This is a genomic window from Streptomyces sp. NPDC104309 (assembly GCF_055584025.1).
Genome location: NZ_JBVJMV010000015.1, coordinates 119981 through 134985, shown reverse-complemented (window position 1 = coordinate 134985; position 15005 = coordinate 119981). Strand labels below are relative to the sequence as shown.

19 protein-coding genes are annotated in these 15005 nt (G+C 66.6%); 16 read left to right on the top strand and 3 right to left on the bottom strand.

The annotated features are described in order from the left end of the window. The first annotated feature begins 12 nt into the window (after window positions 1-12). The 14 genes from rpsE (at window position 13) to truA (ending at window position 9580) form a co-directional block, all read left to right on the top strand. Window positions 13-618: a 30S ribosomal protein S5 gene (gene rpsE / locus ACZ68L_RS22965; RefSeq protein ID WP_030914151.1), complete on the top strand. Its 606-nt coding sequence runs from the start codon at window positions 13-15 to the stop codon at window positions 616-618. Then, a complete protein-coding gene (gene rpmD, locus ACZ68L_RS22960) occupies window positions 618-800 on the top strand; it encodes a 50S ribosomal protein L30 (RefSeq protein ID WP_018550611.1) in 183 nt (60 codons plus the stop codon). The genes rpsE and rpmD overlap by 1 nt, the downstream gene beginning before the upstream one ends. Window position 801: 1 nt before the next feature. Then, window positions 802-1257 (top strand): 50S ribosomal protein L15, encoded by a 456-nt coding sequence (gene rplO / locus ACZ68L_RS22955; RefSeq protein ID WP_018550610.1) that lies wholly within the window; start codon window positions 802-804, stop codon window positions 1255-1257. Between the two features lie 215 nt (window positions 1258-1472). Beyond that, entirely contained in the window at window positions 1473-2792 is a 1320-nt protein-coding gene (gene secY, locus ACZ68L_RS22950; protein WP_469579692.1) for a preprotein translocase subunit SecY, read from the top strand. Next, window positions 2792-3448 (top strand): adenylate kinase, encoded by a 657-nt coding sequence (locus ACZ68L_RS22945; protein ID WP_469579691.1) that lies wholly within the window; start codon window positions 2792-2794, stop codon window positions 3446-3448. The genes secY and ACZ68L_RS22945 overlap by 1 nt, the downstream gene beginning before the upstream one ends. A 134-nt stretch (window positions 3449-3582) precedes the next feature. Beyond that, the gene (gene map, locus ACZ68L_RS22940; RefSeq protein WP_469579689.1) at window positions 3583-4425 is read left to right on the top strand and encodes a type I methionyl aminopeptidase; all 843 of its coding nucleotides are present in this window, start codon (window positions 3583-3585) and stop codon (window positions 4423-4425) included. A gap of 208 nt (window positions 4426-4633) precedes the next feature. Then, window positions 4634-4855 (top strand): translation initiation factor IF-1, encoded by a 222-nt coding sequence (infA, locus tag ACZ68L_RS22935; RefSeq protein WP_003956442.1) that lies wholly within the window; start codon window positions 4634-4636, stop codon window positions 4853-4855. 60 nt (window positions 4856-4915) lie between these two features. Beyond that, on the top strand, window positions 4916-5029 hold the full coding sequence (gene rpmJ / locus ACZ68L_RS22930) for a 50S ribosomal protein L36 (protein WP_003956441.1): 114 nt from the start codon (window positions 4916-4918) through the stop codon (window positions 5027-5029). 194 nt (window positions 5030-5223) lie between these two features. After that, the gene (gene rpsM / locus ACZ68L_RS22925; RefSeq protein WP_014047799.1) at window positions 5224-5604 is read left to right on the top strand and encodes a 30S ribosomal protein S13; all 381 of its coding nucleotides are present in this window, start codon (window positions 5224-5226) and stop codon (window positions 5602-5604) included. 105 nt (window positions 5605-5709) lie between these two features. Then, window positions 5710-6114 carry a 30S ribosomal protein S11 gene (rpsK, locus tag ACZ68L_RS22920; RefSeq protein ID WP_003956432.1) on the top strand — a complete coding sequence of 135 codons (405 nt, stop codon included), beginning with the start codon at window positions 5710-5712 and terminating at the stop codon, window positions 6112-6114. Between the two features lie 31 nt (window positions 6115-6145). After that, the gene (gene rpsD, locus ACZ68L_RS22915; protein ID WP_093897256.1) at window positions 6146-6772 is read left to right on the top strand and encodes a 30S ribosomal protein S4; all 627 of its coding nucleotides are present in this window, start codon (window positions 6146-6148) and stop codon (window positions 6770-6772) included. A 107-nt stretch (window positions 6773-6879) separates the two neighbouring features. Then, on the top strand, window positions 6880-7902 hold the full coding sequence (locus ACZ68L_RS22910) for a DNA-directed RNA polymerase subunit alpha (RefSeq protein WP_003966937.1): 1023 nt from the start codon (window positions 6880-6882) through the stop codon (window positions 7900-7902). 193 nt (window positions 7903-8095) lie between these two features. Beyond that, entirely contained in the window at window positions 8096-8623 is a 528-nt protein-coding gene (rplQ, locus tag ACZ68L_RS22905; protein ID WP_469579687.1) for a 50S ribosomal protein L17, read from the top strand. An 87-nt stretch (window positions 8624-8710) separates the two neighbouring features. Further along, window positions 8711-9580, top strand: coding sequence for a tRNA pseudouridine(38-40) synthase TruA (truA, locus tag ACZ68L_RS22900; protein WP_469579685.1), 870 nt, complete (start codon window positions 8711-8713; stop codon window positions 9578-9580). Window positions 9581-9614: 34 nt separating this feature from the next. Here truA and ACZ68L_RS22895 read toward each other — a convergent pair whose 3' ends face one another. From ACZ68L_RS22895 to ACZ68L_RS22885, 3 genes are all read right to left on the bottom strand, one after another. Further along, on the bottom strand, window positions 9615-9950 hold the full coding sequence (locus tag ACZ68L_RS22895) for a hypothetical protein (protein ID WP_469579683.1): 336 nt from the start codon (window positions 9948-9950) through the stop codon (window positions 9615-9617). 181 nt (window positions 9951-10131) lie between these two features. Further along, the gene (locus ACZ68L_RS22890) at window positions 10132-11157 is read right to left on the bottom strand and encodes an amidase domain-containing protein (RefSeq protein ID WP_469579681.1); all 1026 of its coding nucleotides are present in this window, start codon (window positions 11155-11157) and stop codon (window positions 10132-10134) included. Between the two features lie 359 nt (window positions 11158-11516). Continuing rightward, window positions 11517-12368, bottom strand: a complete 852-nt coding sequence (locus ACZ68L_RS22885; protein ID WP_469579679.1) for a hypothetical protein — start codon at window positions 12366-12368, stop codon at window positions 11517-11519. Window positions 12369-12426: 58 nt separating this feature from the next. On the opposite strand from ACZ68L_RS22885, the gene ACZ68L_RS22880 reads away from it, so the two are divergent. Next, entirely contained in the window at window positions 12427-14055 is a 1629-nt protein-coding gene (locus tag ACZ68L_RS22880; RefSeq protein ID WP_469579765.1) for an ABC-F family ATP-binding cassette domain-containing protein, read from the top strand. An 88-nt stretch (window positions 14056-14143) separates the two neighbouring features. Further along, window positions 14144-15005 (top strand): hypothetical protein (locus ACZ68L_RS22875; RefSeq protein WP_469579678.1); only part of this gene is annotated, 862 nt, incomplete at its 3' end.

The window sequence follows — 15005 nt, the reverse complement described above, 5'->3', positions numbered from 1 at the left end:
GAGGTAAATCCAATGGCTGGACCCCAGCGCCGCGGAAGCGGTGCCGGTGGCGGCGAGCGGCGGGACCGGAAGGGCCGTGACGGCGGTGCGGCTGCCGCCGAGAAGACCGCGTACGTTGAGCGCGTCGTCGCGATCAACCGCGTCGCCAAGGTTGTGAAGGGTGGTCGTCGCTTCAGCTTCACCGCGCTGGTCGTGGTGGGCGATGGTGACGGCACCGTCGGTGTCGGCTACGGCAAGGCCAAGGAAGTTCCCGCGGCCATCGCCAAGGGCGTGGAAGAAGCCAAGAAGAACTTCTTCAAGGTTCCGCGCATCCAGGGCACCATTCCTCACCCGATCCAGGGCGAGAAGGCTGCGGGCGTCGTCCTGCTGAAGCCTGCTTCCCCCGGTACCGGTGTGATCGCCGGTGGCCCGGTGCGCGCCGTTCTGGAGTGCGCCGGCGTTCACGACATCCTGTCGAAGTCGCTCGGCTCCGACAACGCGATCAACATCGTGCACGCGACCGTGGCGGCCCTCAAGGGCCTGCAGCGTCCCGAGGAGATCGCGGCCCGCCGCGGTCTGCCGCTTGAGGACGTCGCCCCCGCGGCTCTGCTTCGTGCGCGTGCGGGAGCGGGTGCGTAATGGCTCGCCTCAAGATCACGCAGACGAAGTCGTACATCGGTAGCAAGCAGAACCACCGCGACACCCTGCGTTCGCTCGGGCTCAAGCGCCTGCACGACGTGGTTGTCAAGGAGGACCGCCCCGAGTTCCGCGGAATGGTGCACACCGTCCGCCACCTCGTGACGGTTGAGGAGGTCGACTGACATGGCGGAGAACAAGCCGCTGAAGGCCCATGACCTCCGGCCCGCCCCGGGCGCCAAGACCGCCAAGACCCGTGTGGGTCGTGGTGAGGCGTCCAAGGGTAAGACCGCCGGTCGTGGCACCAAGGGCACCAAGGCCCGTTACCAGGTTCCGGAGCGCTTCGAGGGTGGGCAGATGCCCCTCCACATGCGTCTCCCGAAGCTCAAGGGCTTCAAGAACCCGTTCCGCACCGAGTACCAGGTCGTGAACCTGGACAAGCTCGCGACGCTCTACCCCGAGGGTGGAGAGGTCACCGTGGCCGACCTGGTCGCCAAGGGTGCGGTGCGCAACAACCACCTCGTCAAGGTCCTCGGACAGGGCGAGATCTCCGTGGCGCTGCAGGTTTCGGTTGACGCCGTCTCCGGCTCCGCCAAGGAGAAGATTGCCGCCGCCGGCGGCACCGTCACCGAGCTCGTCTGAGACAACTCGATGGCCTGAACATCCGACCGGGGATGCCTCTCATATGGGGCATCCCCGGTTGGTCGTTCCTAGGTGGGCATGGTCGCCGGTAAGGTGGCGTGCGTTGTTGTGTGGTAACCCCCTGGGCGCCTGCCCGGGGACCTTTGACCGTTACGTATTCGTCGATCCTCAAGACCGTCACCTCTACGCTTTGCGCGGGGGTCGCAGGAGGCACCGTGCTCACCGCGTTCGCCCGGGCGTTCAAGACGCCCGACCTGCGCAAGAAGCTGCTCTTCACGCTCGGCATCATCGTGCTCTACCGGCTCGGGGCACACATCCCCGTACCGGGAGTGAGCTACGAGAACGTCCAGACCTGTGTTGATCAGGCCAGCAAGGGCAACAACAGCCTCTTCGGCCTGGTGAACATGTTCAGCGGTGGTGCACTGCTGCAGATCACGATCTTCGCGCTCGGCATCATGCCGTACATCACGGCCAGCATCATTCTCCAGCTGCTGACCGTGGTCATTCCCCGACTTGAGGCGCTCAAGAAGGAGGGGCAGTCCGGCCAGGCCAAGATCACGCAGTACACGCGTTATCTGACCGTGGCGCTCGCCATCCTCCAGGGCACCGGCCTGGTGGCCACCGCCACCAGTGGCGCGCTCTTCAGCGGCTGCCCGGTCGCCGACCAGATCGTGCCGAACCAGTCGATCTTCACCACCATCGTCATGGTGATCACCATGACCGCGGGCACCGCCGCCGTCATGTGGCTCGGTGAGCTCATCACCGACCGCGGCATCGGCAACGGCATGTCGATCCTGATGTTCATCTCGATCGCCGCCAGCTTCCCCGGCGCCCTGTGGGCCATCAAGACCACCGGCAAGCTGGCCGACGGCTGGATCGAGTTCGGCACCGTCATCCTGATCGGCTTCGTGATGGTGGGCCTCGTCGTCTTCGTCGAGCAGGCCCAGCGCCGTATCCCGGTGCAGTACGCGAAGCGCATGATCGGCCGCAGGTCGTACGGCGGTACCTCGACGTACATTCCGCTGAAGGTGAATCAGGCGGGTGTGATTCCCGTCATCTTCGCTTCTTCGCTGCTCTACATCCCGGCCCTGATCGTCCAGTTCTCCAACTCCACCGCGGGCTGGGCGACCTGGATCAAGGACAACTTCGTCAAGGGCGACCACCCGTACTACATCACGGCGTACTTCCTGTTGATCGTTTTCTTCGCCTTCTTCTATGTGGCGATTTCGTTCAACCCCGAGGAAGTCGCCGACAACATGAAGAAGTATGGTGGGTTCATCCCGGGTATCCGGGCTGGTCGACCTACTGCCGAGTACCTGAGCTACGTGCTCAACAGGATCACTTGGCCGGGCTCGCTGTACCTGGGTCTGATCGCTCTGGTGCCGACGATGGCGTTGGCAGGCTTCGGTGGCGCTAACCAGAACTTCCCGTTCGGCGGGACGAGCATCCTCATCATCGTGGGTGTGGGTCTGGAGACCGTGAAGCAGATCGAGAGTCAGCTCCAGCAGCGCAATTACGAAGGGTTCCTCCGCTGATGCGAATCGTCCTCGTCGGGCCGCCCGGTGCCGGCAAGGGAACGCAGGCTGCGTACCTTGCCAAGAACCTGTCGATTCCGCACATCTCCACGGGCGATCTCTTCCGCGCCAACATCAGCCAGGGCACCGACCTTGGCAAGCAGGCCCGCGCCTACATGGACGCGGGGCAGCTGGTGCCGGACGAGGTCACCATCGCGATGGCCAAGGACCGCATGTCCCAGCCGGACGCCGTGAACGGCTTCCTGCTGGACGGCTTCCCGCGCAATGTGGGTCAGGCCGAGGCTCTTGACGCGATGCTCAAGGACGAGGGCGTGAAGCTGGACGCGGTTCTCGACCTGGAGGTCCCCGAGGACGAGGTCGTCAAGCGGATCGCGGGTCGCCGGATCTGCCGCAACGACAGCGCGCACGTCTTCCACGTGACGTACAACCAGCCGAAGGCCGAAGGCGTCTGCGACACCTGCGGCGGCGAGCTGTACCAGCGCGACGACGACTCCGAGGAGACGGTCCGCACCCGGCTGGAGGTCTACCACACGCAGACCGAGCCGATCATCGACTACTACAGGGCCCAGAACCTGGTGGTCACCATCTCCGCGCTCGGCAAGGTCACCGAGGTGACCGAGCGGGCGATGGAGGCTCTCAAGTCCGAGAAGGGCTGAGGGGCAGAATCCGCAGTACTCGTACAGTCGGCCGCGGCGTCCTTGGGCGTCGCGGCCGACTGTTTGCGCCGTATCGTTGTGTACGCCGCACCCGTCACCGTTCGATGCAGTTCGATGCAGAGAGGCGCCGCGCAATGGTGCAGATCAAGACCCCCGAGCAGATCGCGAAGATGCGTGAGGCGGGGCTGGTGGTCGCTGCCATTCACGCGGCCACCCGTGAGGCGGCGGTGCCCGGCGCCACCACGCTGGACCTGGACCGGGTGGCCCGCAAGGTGATCGCCGATCACGGTGCGAAGTCGAACTTCCTCGGGTACGGCGGGTTCCCCGCCACTATCTGCACCTCGGTCAACGAGGTCGTCGTCCACGGCATCCCGGACGACAAGACCGTCCTCAAGGACGGCGACATCATCTCCATCGACGCCGGCGCCATCGTCGACGGCTGGCACGGCGACGCCGCGTACACGGCGTTCGTCGGCACCGGTCACGCTCCGGAGCTGGTCGAGCTCTCCCGGGTGACCGAGGAGTCCATGTGGGCCGGTATCGCCGCGATGAAGGTGAACAACCGCCTCGTCGACATCTCGAAGGCGATCGAGTCCTACATCCGCCGCCAGCCGCGTCCGGCCACCGGCAAGTACGGGATCATCGAGGACTACGGCGGCCACGGCATCGGCACCGAGATGCACATGGACCCGCACCTGCTGAACTACGTCGCCCGGAAGCGGGGCAAGGGAATCAAGCTCGTGCCCGGCGTCTGCCTGGCCATCGAGCCGATGGTCTCCCTCGGCACGCCGCAGACCGAGGTGCTCCAGGACGACTGGACCGTGATCACCACGGACGGCACCTGGTCCTCCCACTGGGAGCACTCGATCGCCCTCACCGAGCAGGGCCCCCTGGTCCTGACCGCCCCCGACTGCGGCAGGGCGAAGCTGGCCCAGTACGGAATCGAGGCGGCACCGGACCCTTCCCCGAGGTCTTGAGGACCAGCGGAGACCCCATGGGCTGATCCGGGCCCGAGGGTTGATTTGACCCCCTTGTGGAGGTCTAAGGATCTCCCGCGGTGGGCAAACTTGACGGATTCGTCTTTTGGGGTCCGCTGACGTAGACTGACGCGTCGGCTCTTGTGCATCCGTGTGTCCACATGTGATACCGAAAGTCGATCAAGGTAGCCGATTCGAAGGGCGAAGCGTGGCCAAGAAGCAAGGTGCCATCGAAATTGAGGGCACCGTGATCGAGTCCCTCCCGAACGCCATGTTCAAGGTGGAGCTCCAGAACGGTCACAAGGTCCTCGCGCACATCAGCGGCAAGATGCGGATGCACTACATCCGAATCCTTCCGGATGACCGGGTCGTCGTGGAGCTGTCTCCGTACGACCTGACGCGTGGCCGGATCGTCTACCGCTACAAGTAGATCTTGCCCGCACCCCGCCTCGGCGCGGTGATGGCACTGACCCGGAGAACCTGACATCCCATGAAGGTCAAGCCGAGCGTCAAGAAGATCTGCGACAAGTGCAAGGTGATCCGCCGTCACGGTCGGGTCATGGTCATCTGCGACAACCTGCGCCACAAGCAGCGCCAGGGCTGACGCACGACCCCCTGCATCTCGCAGTACTTCGCGCGACGCATGTAATACGTATATACGCAGAGTCCGTCCAAGCTTCGGCTGACGACACCTCCGGCGGGGGCCGGGGACCTGGGCGTACCACCTCTCCTCGTGAGTGGTCGGCGATCGGGAGCGGCACTGCGGAAGACCCCCGAAATGACAACTGGAGCCATTGAATGGCACGCGTTTCAGGTGTTGACATCCCGCGCGAAAAGCGCGTGGAGGTTGCCCTCACCTACGTCTTCGGTATCGGGCGCACCCGGTCCAAGGAGATCCTCGCCACCACCGGCGTGAACCCGAACACCCGCGTTCGTGACCTGGCCGAAGAGGACCTGGTCAAGATCCGCGAGTACGTGGACGCCAACCTCCGCACCGAGGGTGACCTTCGCCGCGAGATCCAGGGCGACATCCGCCGCAAGATCGAGATCGGCTGCTACCAGGGCATCCGCCACCGTCGCGGTCTGCCGGTCCACGGCCAGCGCACCAGCACGAACGCTCGTACCCGCAAGGGCCCGCGTCGCGCGATCGCCGGTAAGAAGAAGCCGGGCAAGAAGTAGTCCTCAGCGGACGCACTGCGGTCGTCCGGGCCACCGGTCAGCCGCAGCAACCAGCGGTCTTCGCTGTAGGACCGATCACCTCCCCTCTCCATCTGGAGTCAAGACATGCCCCCCAAGGGTCGTCAGGGCGCAGCCAAGAAGGTGCGTCGCAAGGAAAAGAAGAACGTCGCTCACGGCCACGCGCACATCAAGAGCACGTTCAACAACACGATCGTCTCGATCACGGACCCCTCGGGCAACGTGATCTCCTGGGCCTCTGCCGGCCACGTCGGCTTCAAGGGCTCGCGCAAGTCCACCCCCTTCGCCGCGCAGATGGCCGCCGAGTCGGCCGCCCGCCGCGCGCAGGAGCACGGCATGCGCAAGGTTGACGTCTTCGTCAAGGGTCCGGGCTCCGGCCGCGAGACCGCGATCCGTTCGCTCCAGGCCACCGGCCTGGAGGTGGGCTCGATCCAGGACGTCACCCCCACCCCGCACAACGGATGCCGGCCGCCCAAGCGCCGTCGCGTCTGATTCCGTCTGAAGCAACGGAGACAACTGGAAAATGGCGCGATACACCGGGGCCGACTGCAAGCGTTGCCGTCGGGAGAAGCAGAAGCTGTTCCTCAAGGGCAGCAAGTGCGAGAGCGCGAAGTGCCCGATCGAGATCCGTCCTTACCCCCCGGGTGAGCACGGACGCGGGCGCACCAAGGACAGCGAGTACCTTCTTCAGCTTCGTGAGAAGCAGAAGTGCTCGCGGATCTACGGTGTTCTTGAGCGGCAGTTCGTGAACTACTACAAGGAAGCGAACCAGAAGACCGGCAAGACCGGTGAGAACCTTCTGCGCATCCTTGAGACCCGCCTCGACAACGTGGTCTACCGGGCAGGCTTCGCCAAGTCCCGCGACCACGCCCGTCAGCTGGTGCGTCACGGACACATCGCGGTGAACGGCACGAAGACCGACATTCCGTCGGCCCGCGTCGCCGTGAACGACGTGATCGAGGTTCGTCAGAAGTCCAAGGCCTTGACCCCCTTCCAGGTGGCCCAGGCCGAGGCCGGCGAGCGCACCGTACCGGCGTGGCTCGAAGCCGTGCCGTCGACGATGCGGATCCTCGTGCACTCCCTGCCCGAGCGCCAGGTGATCGACACCCAGGTGCAGGAGCAGCTGATCGTCGAGCTCTACTCCAAGTAGTAGCTCGTGGGTCCGGGCGGTACGGCTCTTTCGGGTCGTGCCGCCCGTACCCTTGTCAGTATCTGGGGGCGTCAAATAGTGGGCGCCCACGACTGAAGGAACGCAACATGCTTATCGCTCAGCGTCCGTCGCTGACCGAAGAGGTCGTTGACGAGTTCCGCTCCCGGTTCGTGATCGAGCCGCTGGAGCCGGGCTTCGGCTACACCCTCGGCAACTCTCTCCGCCGCACGCTCCTCTCCTCGATCCCCGGTGCCGCCGTCACCAGCATCCGGATCGACGGTGTCCTGCACGAGTTCACCACCGTGCCGGGCGTCAAGGAGGACGTCACCGACCTCATCCTCAACATCAAGCAGCTGGTCGTCTCCTCGGAGCACGACGAGCCGGTCGTGATGTACCTGCGCAAGCAGGGTCCCGGCCTGGTCACCGCTGCTGACATCGCCCCGCCGGCCGGTGTCGAGGTCCACAACCCGGACCTGGTCCTGGCCACGCTGAACGGCAAGGGCAAGCTGGAGATGGAGCTGACCGTCGAGCGCGGTCGCGGCTACGTCTCCGCCGTCCAGAACAAGCAGGTGGGCCAGGAGATCGGCCGTATCCCGGTCGACTCCATCTACTCGCCGGTGCTCAAGGTCACGTACAAGGTCGAGGCGACCCGTGTCGAGCAGCGCACCGACTTCGACAAGCTGATCGTCGACGTCGAGACCAAGCAGGCCATGCGTCCGCGTGACGCCATGGCTTCGGCCGGTAAGACCCTGGTCGAGCTGTTCGGTCTGGCGCGTGAGCTCAACATCGACGCCGAGGGCATCGACATGGGCCCGTCCCCGACGGACGCCGCGCTCGCCGCCGATCTGGCGCTGCCGATCGAGGAGCTGGAGCTCACGGTCCGTTCGTACAACTGCCTCAAGCGTGAGGGCATCCACTCCGTGGGTGAGCTCGTGGCTCGTTCCGAGGCCGACCTGCTCGACATCCGCAACTTCGGTGCGAAGTCGATCGACGAGGTCAAGGCGAAGCTGGCCGGTATGGGCCTGGCGCTCAAGGACAGCCCGCCCGGATTCGACCCGACGGCCGCGGCCGACGCCTTCGGCGCCGACGACGACGCGGACGCCGGTTTCGTGGAGACCGAGCAGTACTAGCACGCCTCCGGCTGGGGTGCCCGGGTTTGCCGGGTGCCCCGGACCGGGGTGAGGGCCTTCTGTCCTCAATCGCCGGACGGGCTCGATTTTGATCGGTGGCCCGGTCGGCTCTTGATCTTCCGTGTGGCGTCCGCCGCGCGGGAACTGACACCGGTACCTGATACGGCCGGTGCAGCACACAAGGAGAAAAACCATGCCGAAGCCCGCCAAGGGTGCCCGTCTGGGCGGCAGCGCTGCGCACGAGAAGCTTCTTCTCAACAACCTCGCGAAGTCGCTGTTCGAGCACGGCCGCATCACCACGACCGAGGCCAAGGCCCGCCGCCTGCGTCCGGTCGCCGAGCGTTTCATCACCAAGGCGAAGAAGGGCGACATCCACAACCGTCGCCTGGTGCTGCAGTCGATCACGGACAAGGGCATCGTGCACACGCTCTTCACCGAGATCGCCCCGCGGTACGAGAACCGCCCCGGTGGTTACACCCGCATCACCAAGATCGGCAACCGTCGTGGCGACAACGCCCCGATGGCGGTCATCGAGCTGGTCGAGGCGCTGACCGTGGCCCAGCAGGCCACCGGTGAGGCCGAGGCCGCGACGAAGCGTGCGGTCAAGGAAGACGCCCTCAAGAAGGACGAGGCTCCGGCCGAGGTCATCGAGGACGCCAAGCCGGCCGAGGCCGACGCGCCCGCCGCGGAAGCGGCTGATGTGGAAGCCAAGGACGCCTGAGCGTTCTGAGACCACTGGACGGGCCCGCATCACCCTTCGGGGCGGTGCGGGCCCGTTCCGTATGTACTGGCAGAAAAGGATCCTTCGGTGAGTGACGAAGTGGAGCCCGGCTCCGTGCGGCTGCGGCTGGACCTGGCGTACGACGGCAAGGACTTCTCCGGCTGGGCCAAGCAGACCTCCAGGCGGACCGTCCAGGGGGAGATCGAGGACGCGCTGCGGACCGTGACGCGGTCCTCGCGGACGTACGACCTGACCGTCGCCGGGCGCACCGATGCCGGGGTGCATGCCCGGGGCCAGGTCGCCCATGTGGATCTGCCGGACGAGGTGTGGGCCGAGCACGCGGACAAGCTGCTGCGGCGGATGGCCGGACGGATGGCGCCCGATGTGCGGATCTGGCGGATTGCCCAGGCTCCGGCCGGGTTCAATGCCCGGTTCTCGGCGCTGTGGCGTCGTTACGCGTACCGCGTCGCCGACCGTCCCGGTGGGGTGGATCCGCTGTTGCGCGGTCATGTGCTGTGGCACGACCGGCCGTTGGACATCGACGCGATGAACGAGGCGGCGGCCCGGATGCTCGGGGAGCACGACTTCGCCGCGTACTGCAAGAAGCGCGAGGGCGCGACGACCATCCGTACGCTGCAGAAGCTGAGCTGGGTACGGGACGAGGCGTCCGGGATCATGACGGCGACCGTGCAGGCCGATGCGTTCTGCCACAACATGGTGCGGGCGCTGATCGGTGCGGCGCTGTTCGTCGGCGACGGGCGCCGTCCGGCCGAGTGGCCCGCGCAGGTGCTGGCGGCACAGGTTCGGGATCCCGGCGTGCACGTGGTGCGTCCGCACGGGCTGACGCTGGAGGAAGTGGCCTATCCCGTCGACGAGTTGCTGGCCGCACGCTCCAAGGAAGCGCGCAACATGCGCACCCTCCTCGGAACGGGCGGCGGCGACGGGGGTTGCTGCTGAGACGCGGTGACGGGCCCGTCCGGTGGTCCGTCCCTCAGGACGACGGCCGCTCCGCGGACGAGGACTCCTTGCCCGGGGGGAGGGGGCGATCATCGAAGATCACCAAGTGCCAGGCACCGGCTGTCCTGAGCACGGTGAAGGTGTCGTGGAGAGTGGCGCCGGCCCGGCCCTTCGCGGTGAGTTCGGCCGATCCGGTGGTCGGGCCTATGTCGTAGTCGATGCGCACGTCCGTGATCTTCAGGTCCTTGCCGCCGTCGGCAGTCAGAATCCGGGCCGCTTCGCGCCGCGACCAGTCCTCGTCCGGGACGTTGCCGACGTGCATCAGAGCGGGAACGCTACGGGAGTTGAGGGCGCGCACATACGATTCCACCGCTTGGCGGGCCCCGTCCGGTGATGCCGAGGGCTTGCTCGCGGTGTGGGACTCCGCGGTTGACGAGCATCCGGAAGCCGCCAGCGTGACCGTGGCCACCGCCGCTGTCAGAACGCCGGCCGTTCGTCGACGATTCATTGTGCTCCTTCGTCCGATCAGGGAAGCGGTGTGTCTCTGGCCGTCAGGTGCGGTGCGCGTACCACCATGTCTTCTTGTGGTCGGACAGAAGTTTGGCCAGGCTCTTGTTGTGTGTGGCACCGGAGTGGTACGTCAGGTACGGAGTGCCCTGGTACCTCTTGGTGACAATCATGGTGTGGTCGATATTGCCGTTCTTGTCCCAGTCGGCCTGTAGAACGTCTGAAGCAGCCAGATTCCATACATTCGGGAGGATCTTGGTGCGCTTCGAGTGCTTCTTTGCGAACCAGTACCAGTTCTCCGCGCCCGCCCATGTATAGCTGGTGGTGAACGTAGTGGGCCCGTAGAACCAGTACTTGTTGCTGGTCCGCTGGATCAGTGCGCCGCCTTTGGGTCCCCACCCCCCGGCCAGCATCGCCTGGGAAATGAAGTTGGTGCAGTCGTTGCTGTAGGTGCGATACGCCTTGTTGTTGTTCTTCCAGTATTTGTCGGCGTACGCGACGATCTTCCCGTAGCTGTAGCTTGCCGGTTTGACGACGGTGACGCCGGTGTCCGGAAGAGTGGTCGTCTCGGACGGAGGTGTCTTGGTGCCCTCGTCCTCGTCCGGAGAACCACCTTCGTCTGCGGGCGCCGGGTCCGCCCGCTCCACCTGCGTGCTTGGTGCGGGGCCACCGTCGGTCTCGGCTACGTCAGAGGCGAGGAGCCAGGTACCCTCAGCTGTTCGCGCGAACTGCACGGTGTGCGGGAGGGCGATCTCTTCGTATTCCGGTGCTCCTTCCTCCACTTCCTGGGGGGTGAAGGGGAGGTGCAGGCGGGTGTACTCGGAGACCTGGAGGGTCGCCGCCGACTCGCTGACGGAGGCATTCGTGACCTCGACATCGACGGTCGCCTTCGTGTACCCCCCGTCGGCTTGTTCGTATCGTCGCCCTTTCTCCGCCAGCGCTGTCAGATCGGCATCCACCTGTGCGGACATCTGCCGAGTTGTCGCGATTCGAGCGGAGCGTGTGAGGGATGCGGTGGTGGTGAGCATGTCGGCGCGCTGTTGCAGGTAGTTCTCTGTGAGCTGTGCCAACTCACTTGTGATCGGATCGGCAGTGGCAGACGTGGGCGCAGTGTCCGGGTGTGCGATCGCCGGTGAGGCTGCGAGAGCGAGAGCAGCGGCCGTCAGGATGGTGGTCGCCATGTGTCTTCGTCGCATGCACCTCATGAGTAACCCTTCTTGCCTGAGTTGATCAGTCGTGTTGCCTGAGGCAAGAGGGGGCTGTCTGTGCAGGGGTTCCGGGGTGGCGTGATGACACCGAGGAATGACCGGTTCCGTGCCTGTGCGGGCCTTGGTCTCGCCGACGGGCTGTGGCGGTGGTTCGGTCTTTGCCGCTGGTCTCGTGCTGCCGAGAGCAGGGGCGGGCCGCGCAGCGGCGCGGCAGAGGGCCGTCAGCCGGCGGGTGCGGTGGCCGCGGCCGAGGCCTGGAGCTCGCCGCGGTGGCGGATCTGACGGAACGTGAAGTTCGTCAGGTCGTCCCCGGTGGCGTAGGCGTTCTTGTCGGCCGTGGTGACGTTCTTGCCGCCGGTGTACCCGGTGATGGCGAAGTAGGCGTAGCGGCCGTAGGAGTTGGCGGTACGGCGGCAGAACGATCCGGCGGGGCAGAAGGCCGGGACGCCCGCGCCGCTCAGGGGTGCGATGCTGCCGCTGGACTGCTGGGCCGCCCTCTTGGCCTGGGCTTCCGTCCCGAAGACCGCGAGCCCGACGGTGACGGCGACGCCGTCCTTGCTGTACGTGGCCCGGATGACCTGGTCGCAGCCGTTGTTGGTGAGGATCGAACCGAGCGCGTCCTTGGTGGTCGCGGCGCAGCTCTTCGTCTGCTGCGTCGCGCCCTTGACGTAGACGCGGTCACCCACCGTCAGTTTCTTGCCGGGGAAGAACGCGTCGACGGTGATCGGCGCCTTGTCCTTCTTGGCGTCGGATATGTAGTCCTTCGGGTCGGGCGGGGGCGGCGGTGCGACCGAGGAGAAGGACGGCTCGGGCTCGGCGGTGTCCTTCGGCAGGTCGGACGGTGCCGGGAGCTCGCTCGCGTGCTTGCCGGAGCTGGTGGAGTTGTTCTTGTCGGTCGAGATGACCGCGGTGGCCACGATCGCGCCGACCGCGGCGGTGGCGAGCACGCCTCCGCCGATCAGCAGCCACTTCTTGCGGCGGTTGCGCGCGGCGGACTCGTCGGCCAGCGCTGCCCAGTCCGGAGTCTGTGTGCCTCCGGGCCCCCAGGAGGGCCCCCCTTGCCCAAAGCTCATGCGGCGAATCCTAGACGGAACATAATCCAGTTGGGCCAGGGCTTCGCGGCCCGTGACAATGCTGTGCATGGGACATCTTGAAGCGGGCCATCTGGAGTACTACCTACCGGACGGGCGGGTGCTGCTCGGCGATGCTTCGTTCCGGGTCGCGGACGGGGCGGTGGTCGCCCTCGTGGGGGCGAACGGCGCCGGGAAGACGACGCTGCTGAGGCTGCTCGCCGGGGAGCTCCAGCCGCACGGCGGCTCCGTGTCGGTGAGCGGCGGGCTCGGGGTGATGCAGCAGTTCGTGGGCTCCGTGCGGGACGAGCGCACGGTCCGGGACCTGCTGGTCTCCGTAGCGCAGCCCCGTATCCGGGAGGCGGCCCTGGCCGTCGACAAGGCCGAGGAACTGATCCTCACCGTCGACGACGAGGCCGCGCAGATGAAGTACGCGCAGGCCCTGAGCGACTGGGCGGAGGCCCGCGGGTACGAGGCCGAGACGGTGTGGGACATGTGCGCCATGGCCGCGCTCGGTGTCCCGTACGAGAAGGCGCAGTGGCGCGAGGTGCGCACGCTGTCCGGCGGTGAGCAGAAGCGGCTGGTGCTGGAGGCGCTGCTGCGCGGGCCGGACGAGGTGCTGCTGCTCGACGAGCCGGACAACTATCTCGACGTCCCCGGAAAGCGGTGGCTGGAGGAGAAGCTGAAGGAGACCCGCAAGACGGTCCTCTTCGTCTCTCACGACCGGGAGCTGCTGTCCAGGGCCGCCGAGAAGATCGTCAGCGTCGAGCCGAGCCCGGCGGGCAGCGACGTGTGGGTGCACGGCGCCGGTTTCGATACGTACCACCAGGCCCGCAAGGACCGGTTCGCGCGGTTCGAGGAGCTGCTGCGTCGCTGGGAGGAGGAGCACGCCCGGCTGAAGGCGCTGGTCCACCGGCTGCGGCAGCAGGCGGCGATCAGCCCCGACATGGCGTCGCGCTACCGGGCCATGCAGACCCGCTTCAAGAAGTTCGAGGACGCGGGACCCCCGCCGGAGCCGCCGCGCGAGCAGGACATCAAGATGCGGCTGCGCGGTGGCCGGACCGGCGTACGGGCGGTGACCTGCAAGGGGCTGGAGCTGACCGGGCTCATGAAGCCGTTCGACCTGGAGATCTTCTACGGGGAGCGGGTCGCCGTCCTCGGCTCGAACGGCTCCGGGAAGTCGCACTTCCTGCGGCTGCTCGCGGGCGAGCCGGTGGCGCACACGGGGGAGTGGAAGCTCGGGGCGCGCGTCGTACCGGGTCACTTCGCGCAGACGCACGCCCATCCGGAGCTGCTGGGCCACACGCTGGTCGAGATCCTGTGGACCGAGCACGCCAAGGACCGCGGCGGGGCGATGTCCGTGCTGCGACGGTACGAGCTGGAGCGGCAGGGGGACCAGCCGTTCGAGAAGCTGTCCGGCGGGCAGCAGGCGCGGTTCCAGATCCTGCTCCTGGAGCTGGCCGGCACGACGGCGCTGCTGCTGGACGAGCCGACGGACAACCTGGACCTGGAGTCGGCGGAGGCCCTGCAGGACGGGCTGGAGGCGTACGACGGGACGGTGATGGCCGTCACGCACGACCGGTGGTTCGCGAAGTCCTTCGACCGGTACCTCGTGTTCGGCTCGGACGGTGTCGTACGCGAGACGACGGAGCCGGTGTGGGACGAGCGGAGAGTGCAGCGGGCGCGGTAGGGCCGGGCCGGAGGCCGGCGCTCACCCGTCCGGGTGAGCGCTCCTCGAAGGGGCCGTACGTTCTCCGTCGCGTCCCTAGCCTGGCCGCATGGTCAGCTCATCACACGAGGCGATGCACCGGATCTTCCAGGAGGATCCCGGAGTCTTCGCACGGACCTTCCGCACGCTGGGACTCCCCTTTCCGGAACCTGTCGCGGTGTCCCTCATGCCCACCGATCTCACCGAGATCCAGCCGCTCGAAAGACGGGTGGACACCCTTCTGCGGATCGACGCCGCCGAAGGCGACAGCTACCTGCTGGCCGTGGAGGCGCAGGGCAAGAAGGACCGGGGCAAACCCGGCAGCTGGGCCTATTACATGGCCCACCTGTACGCGAAGTACCGGCTTCCTCCGCTGCTCCTGGTGACGTGCCAGGACAGGTCGACGGCCGAGTGGGCGGCCGAGACGGTGGTCATCGGTCCCGCGGCATGGCCGACGCTGTCGCTGCGCCCGTTGGTGCTCGGGCCGCACAACGTCCCCGTCTTCACCGATGTGGACGCCGCCGCCAGGGACATTCCCCTCGCCACGCTCTCGGCCATCACGCATGGTAAGAATCCGAATGCCGGTGCCATACTGAAGGCCTTGGCCGCCGCACTGCAGACCGTTGACGAAGACACGGCGATGATCTTCGCCGAACTCACGGAACTCGGCCTGGGCTCCGCTCCGGCCGCACAGATCTGGAGGGATCTGATGGCTGTCGACCTCTCTTTCTTCCGCTCGGAGACATCTGAACGGCTGCGTTCCGAGGGGCGTTCCGAGGGTCGTGCCGAGGGCCGTTCCGAGGGCCGTGCTGAGGGGCGTTCCGAGGGCCGTGCTGAGGGCCGTGCCGAGGGGCGTGCCGAGGACATTCTGCGGATCCTGTCCAAGCGCGGGATCGCGGTGTCGGAGCAGGTGCGGGAGCGGGTCGTTTCGT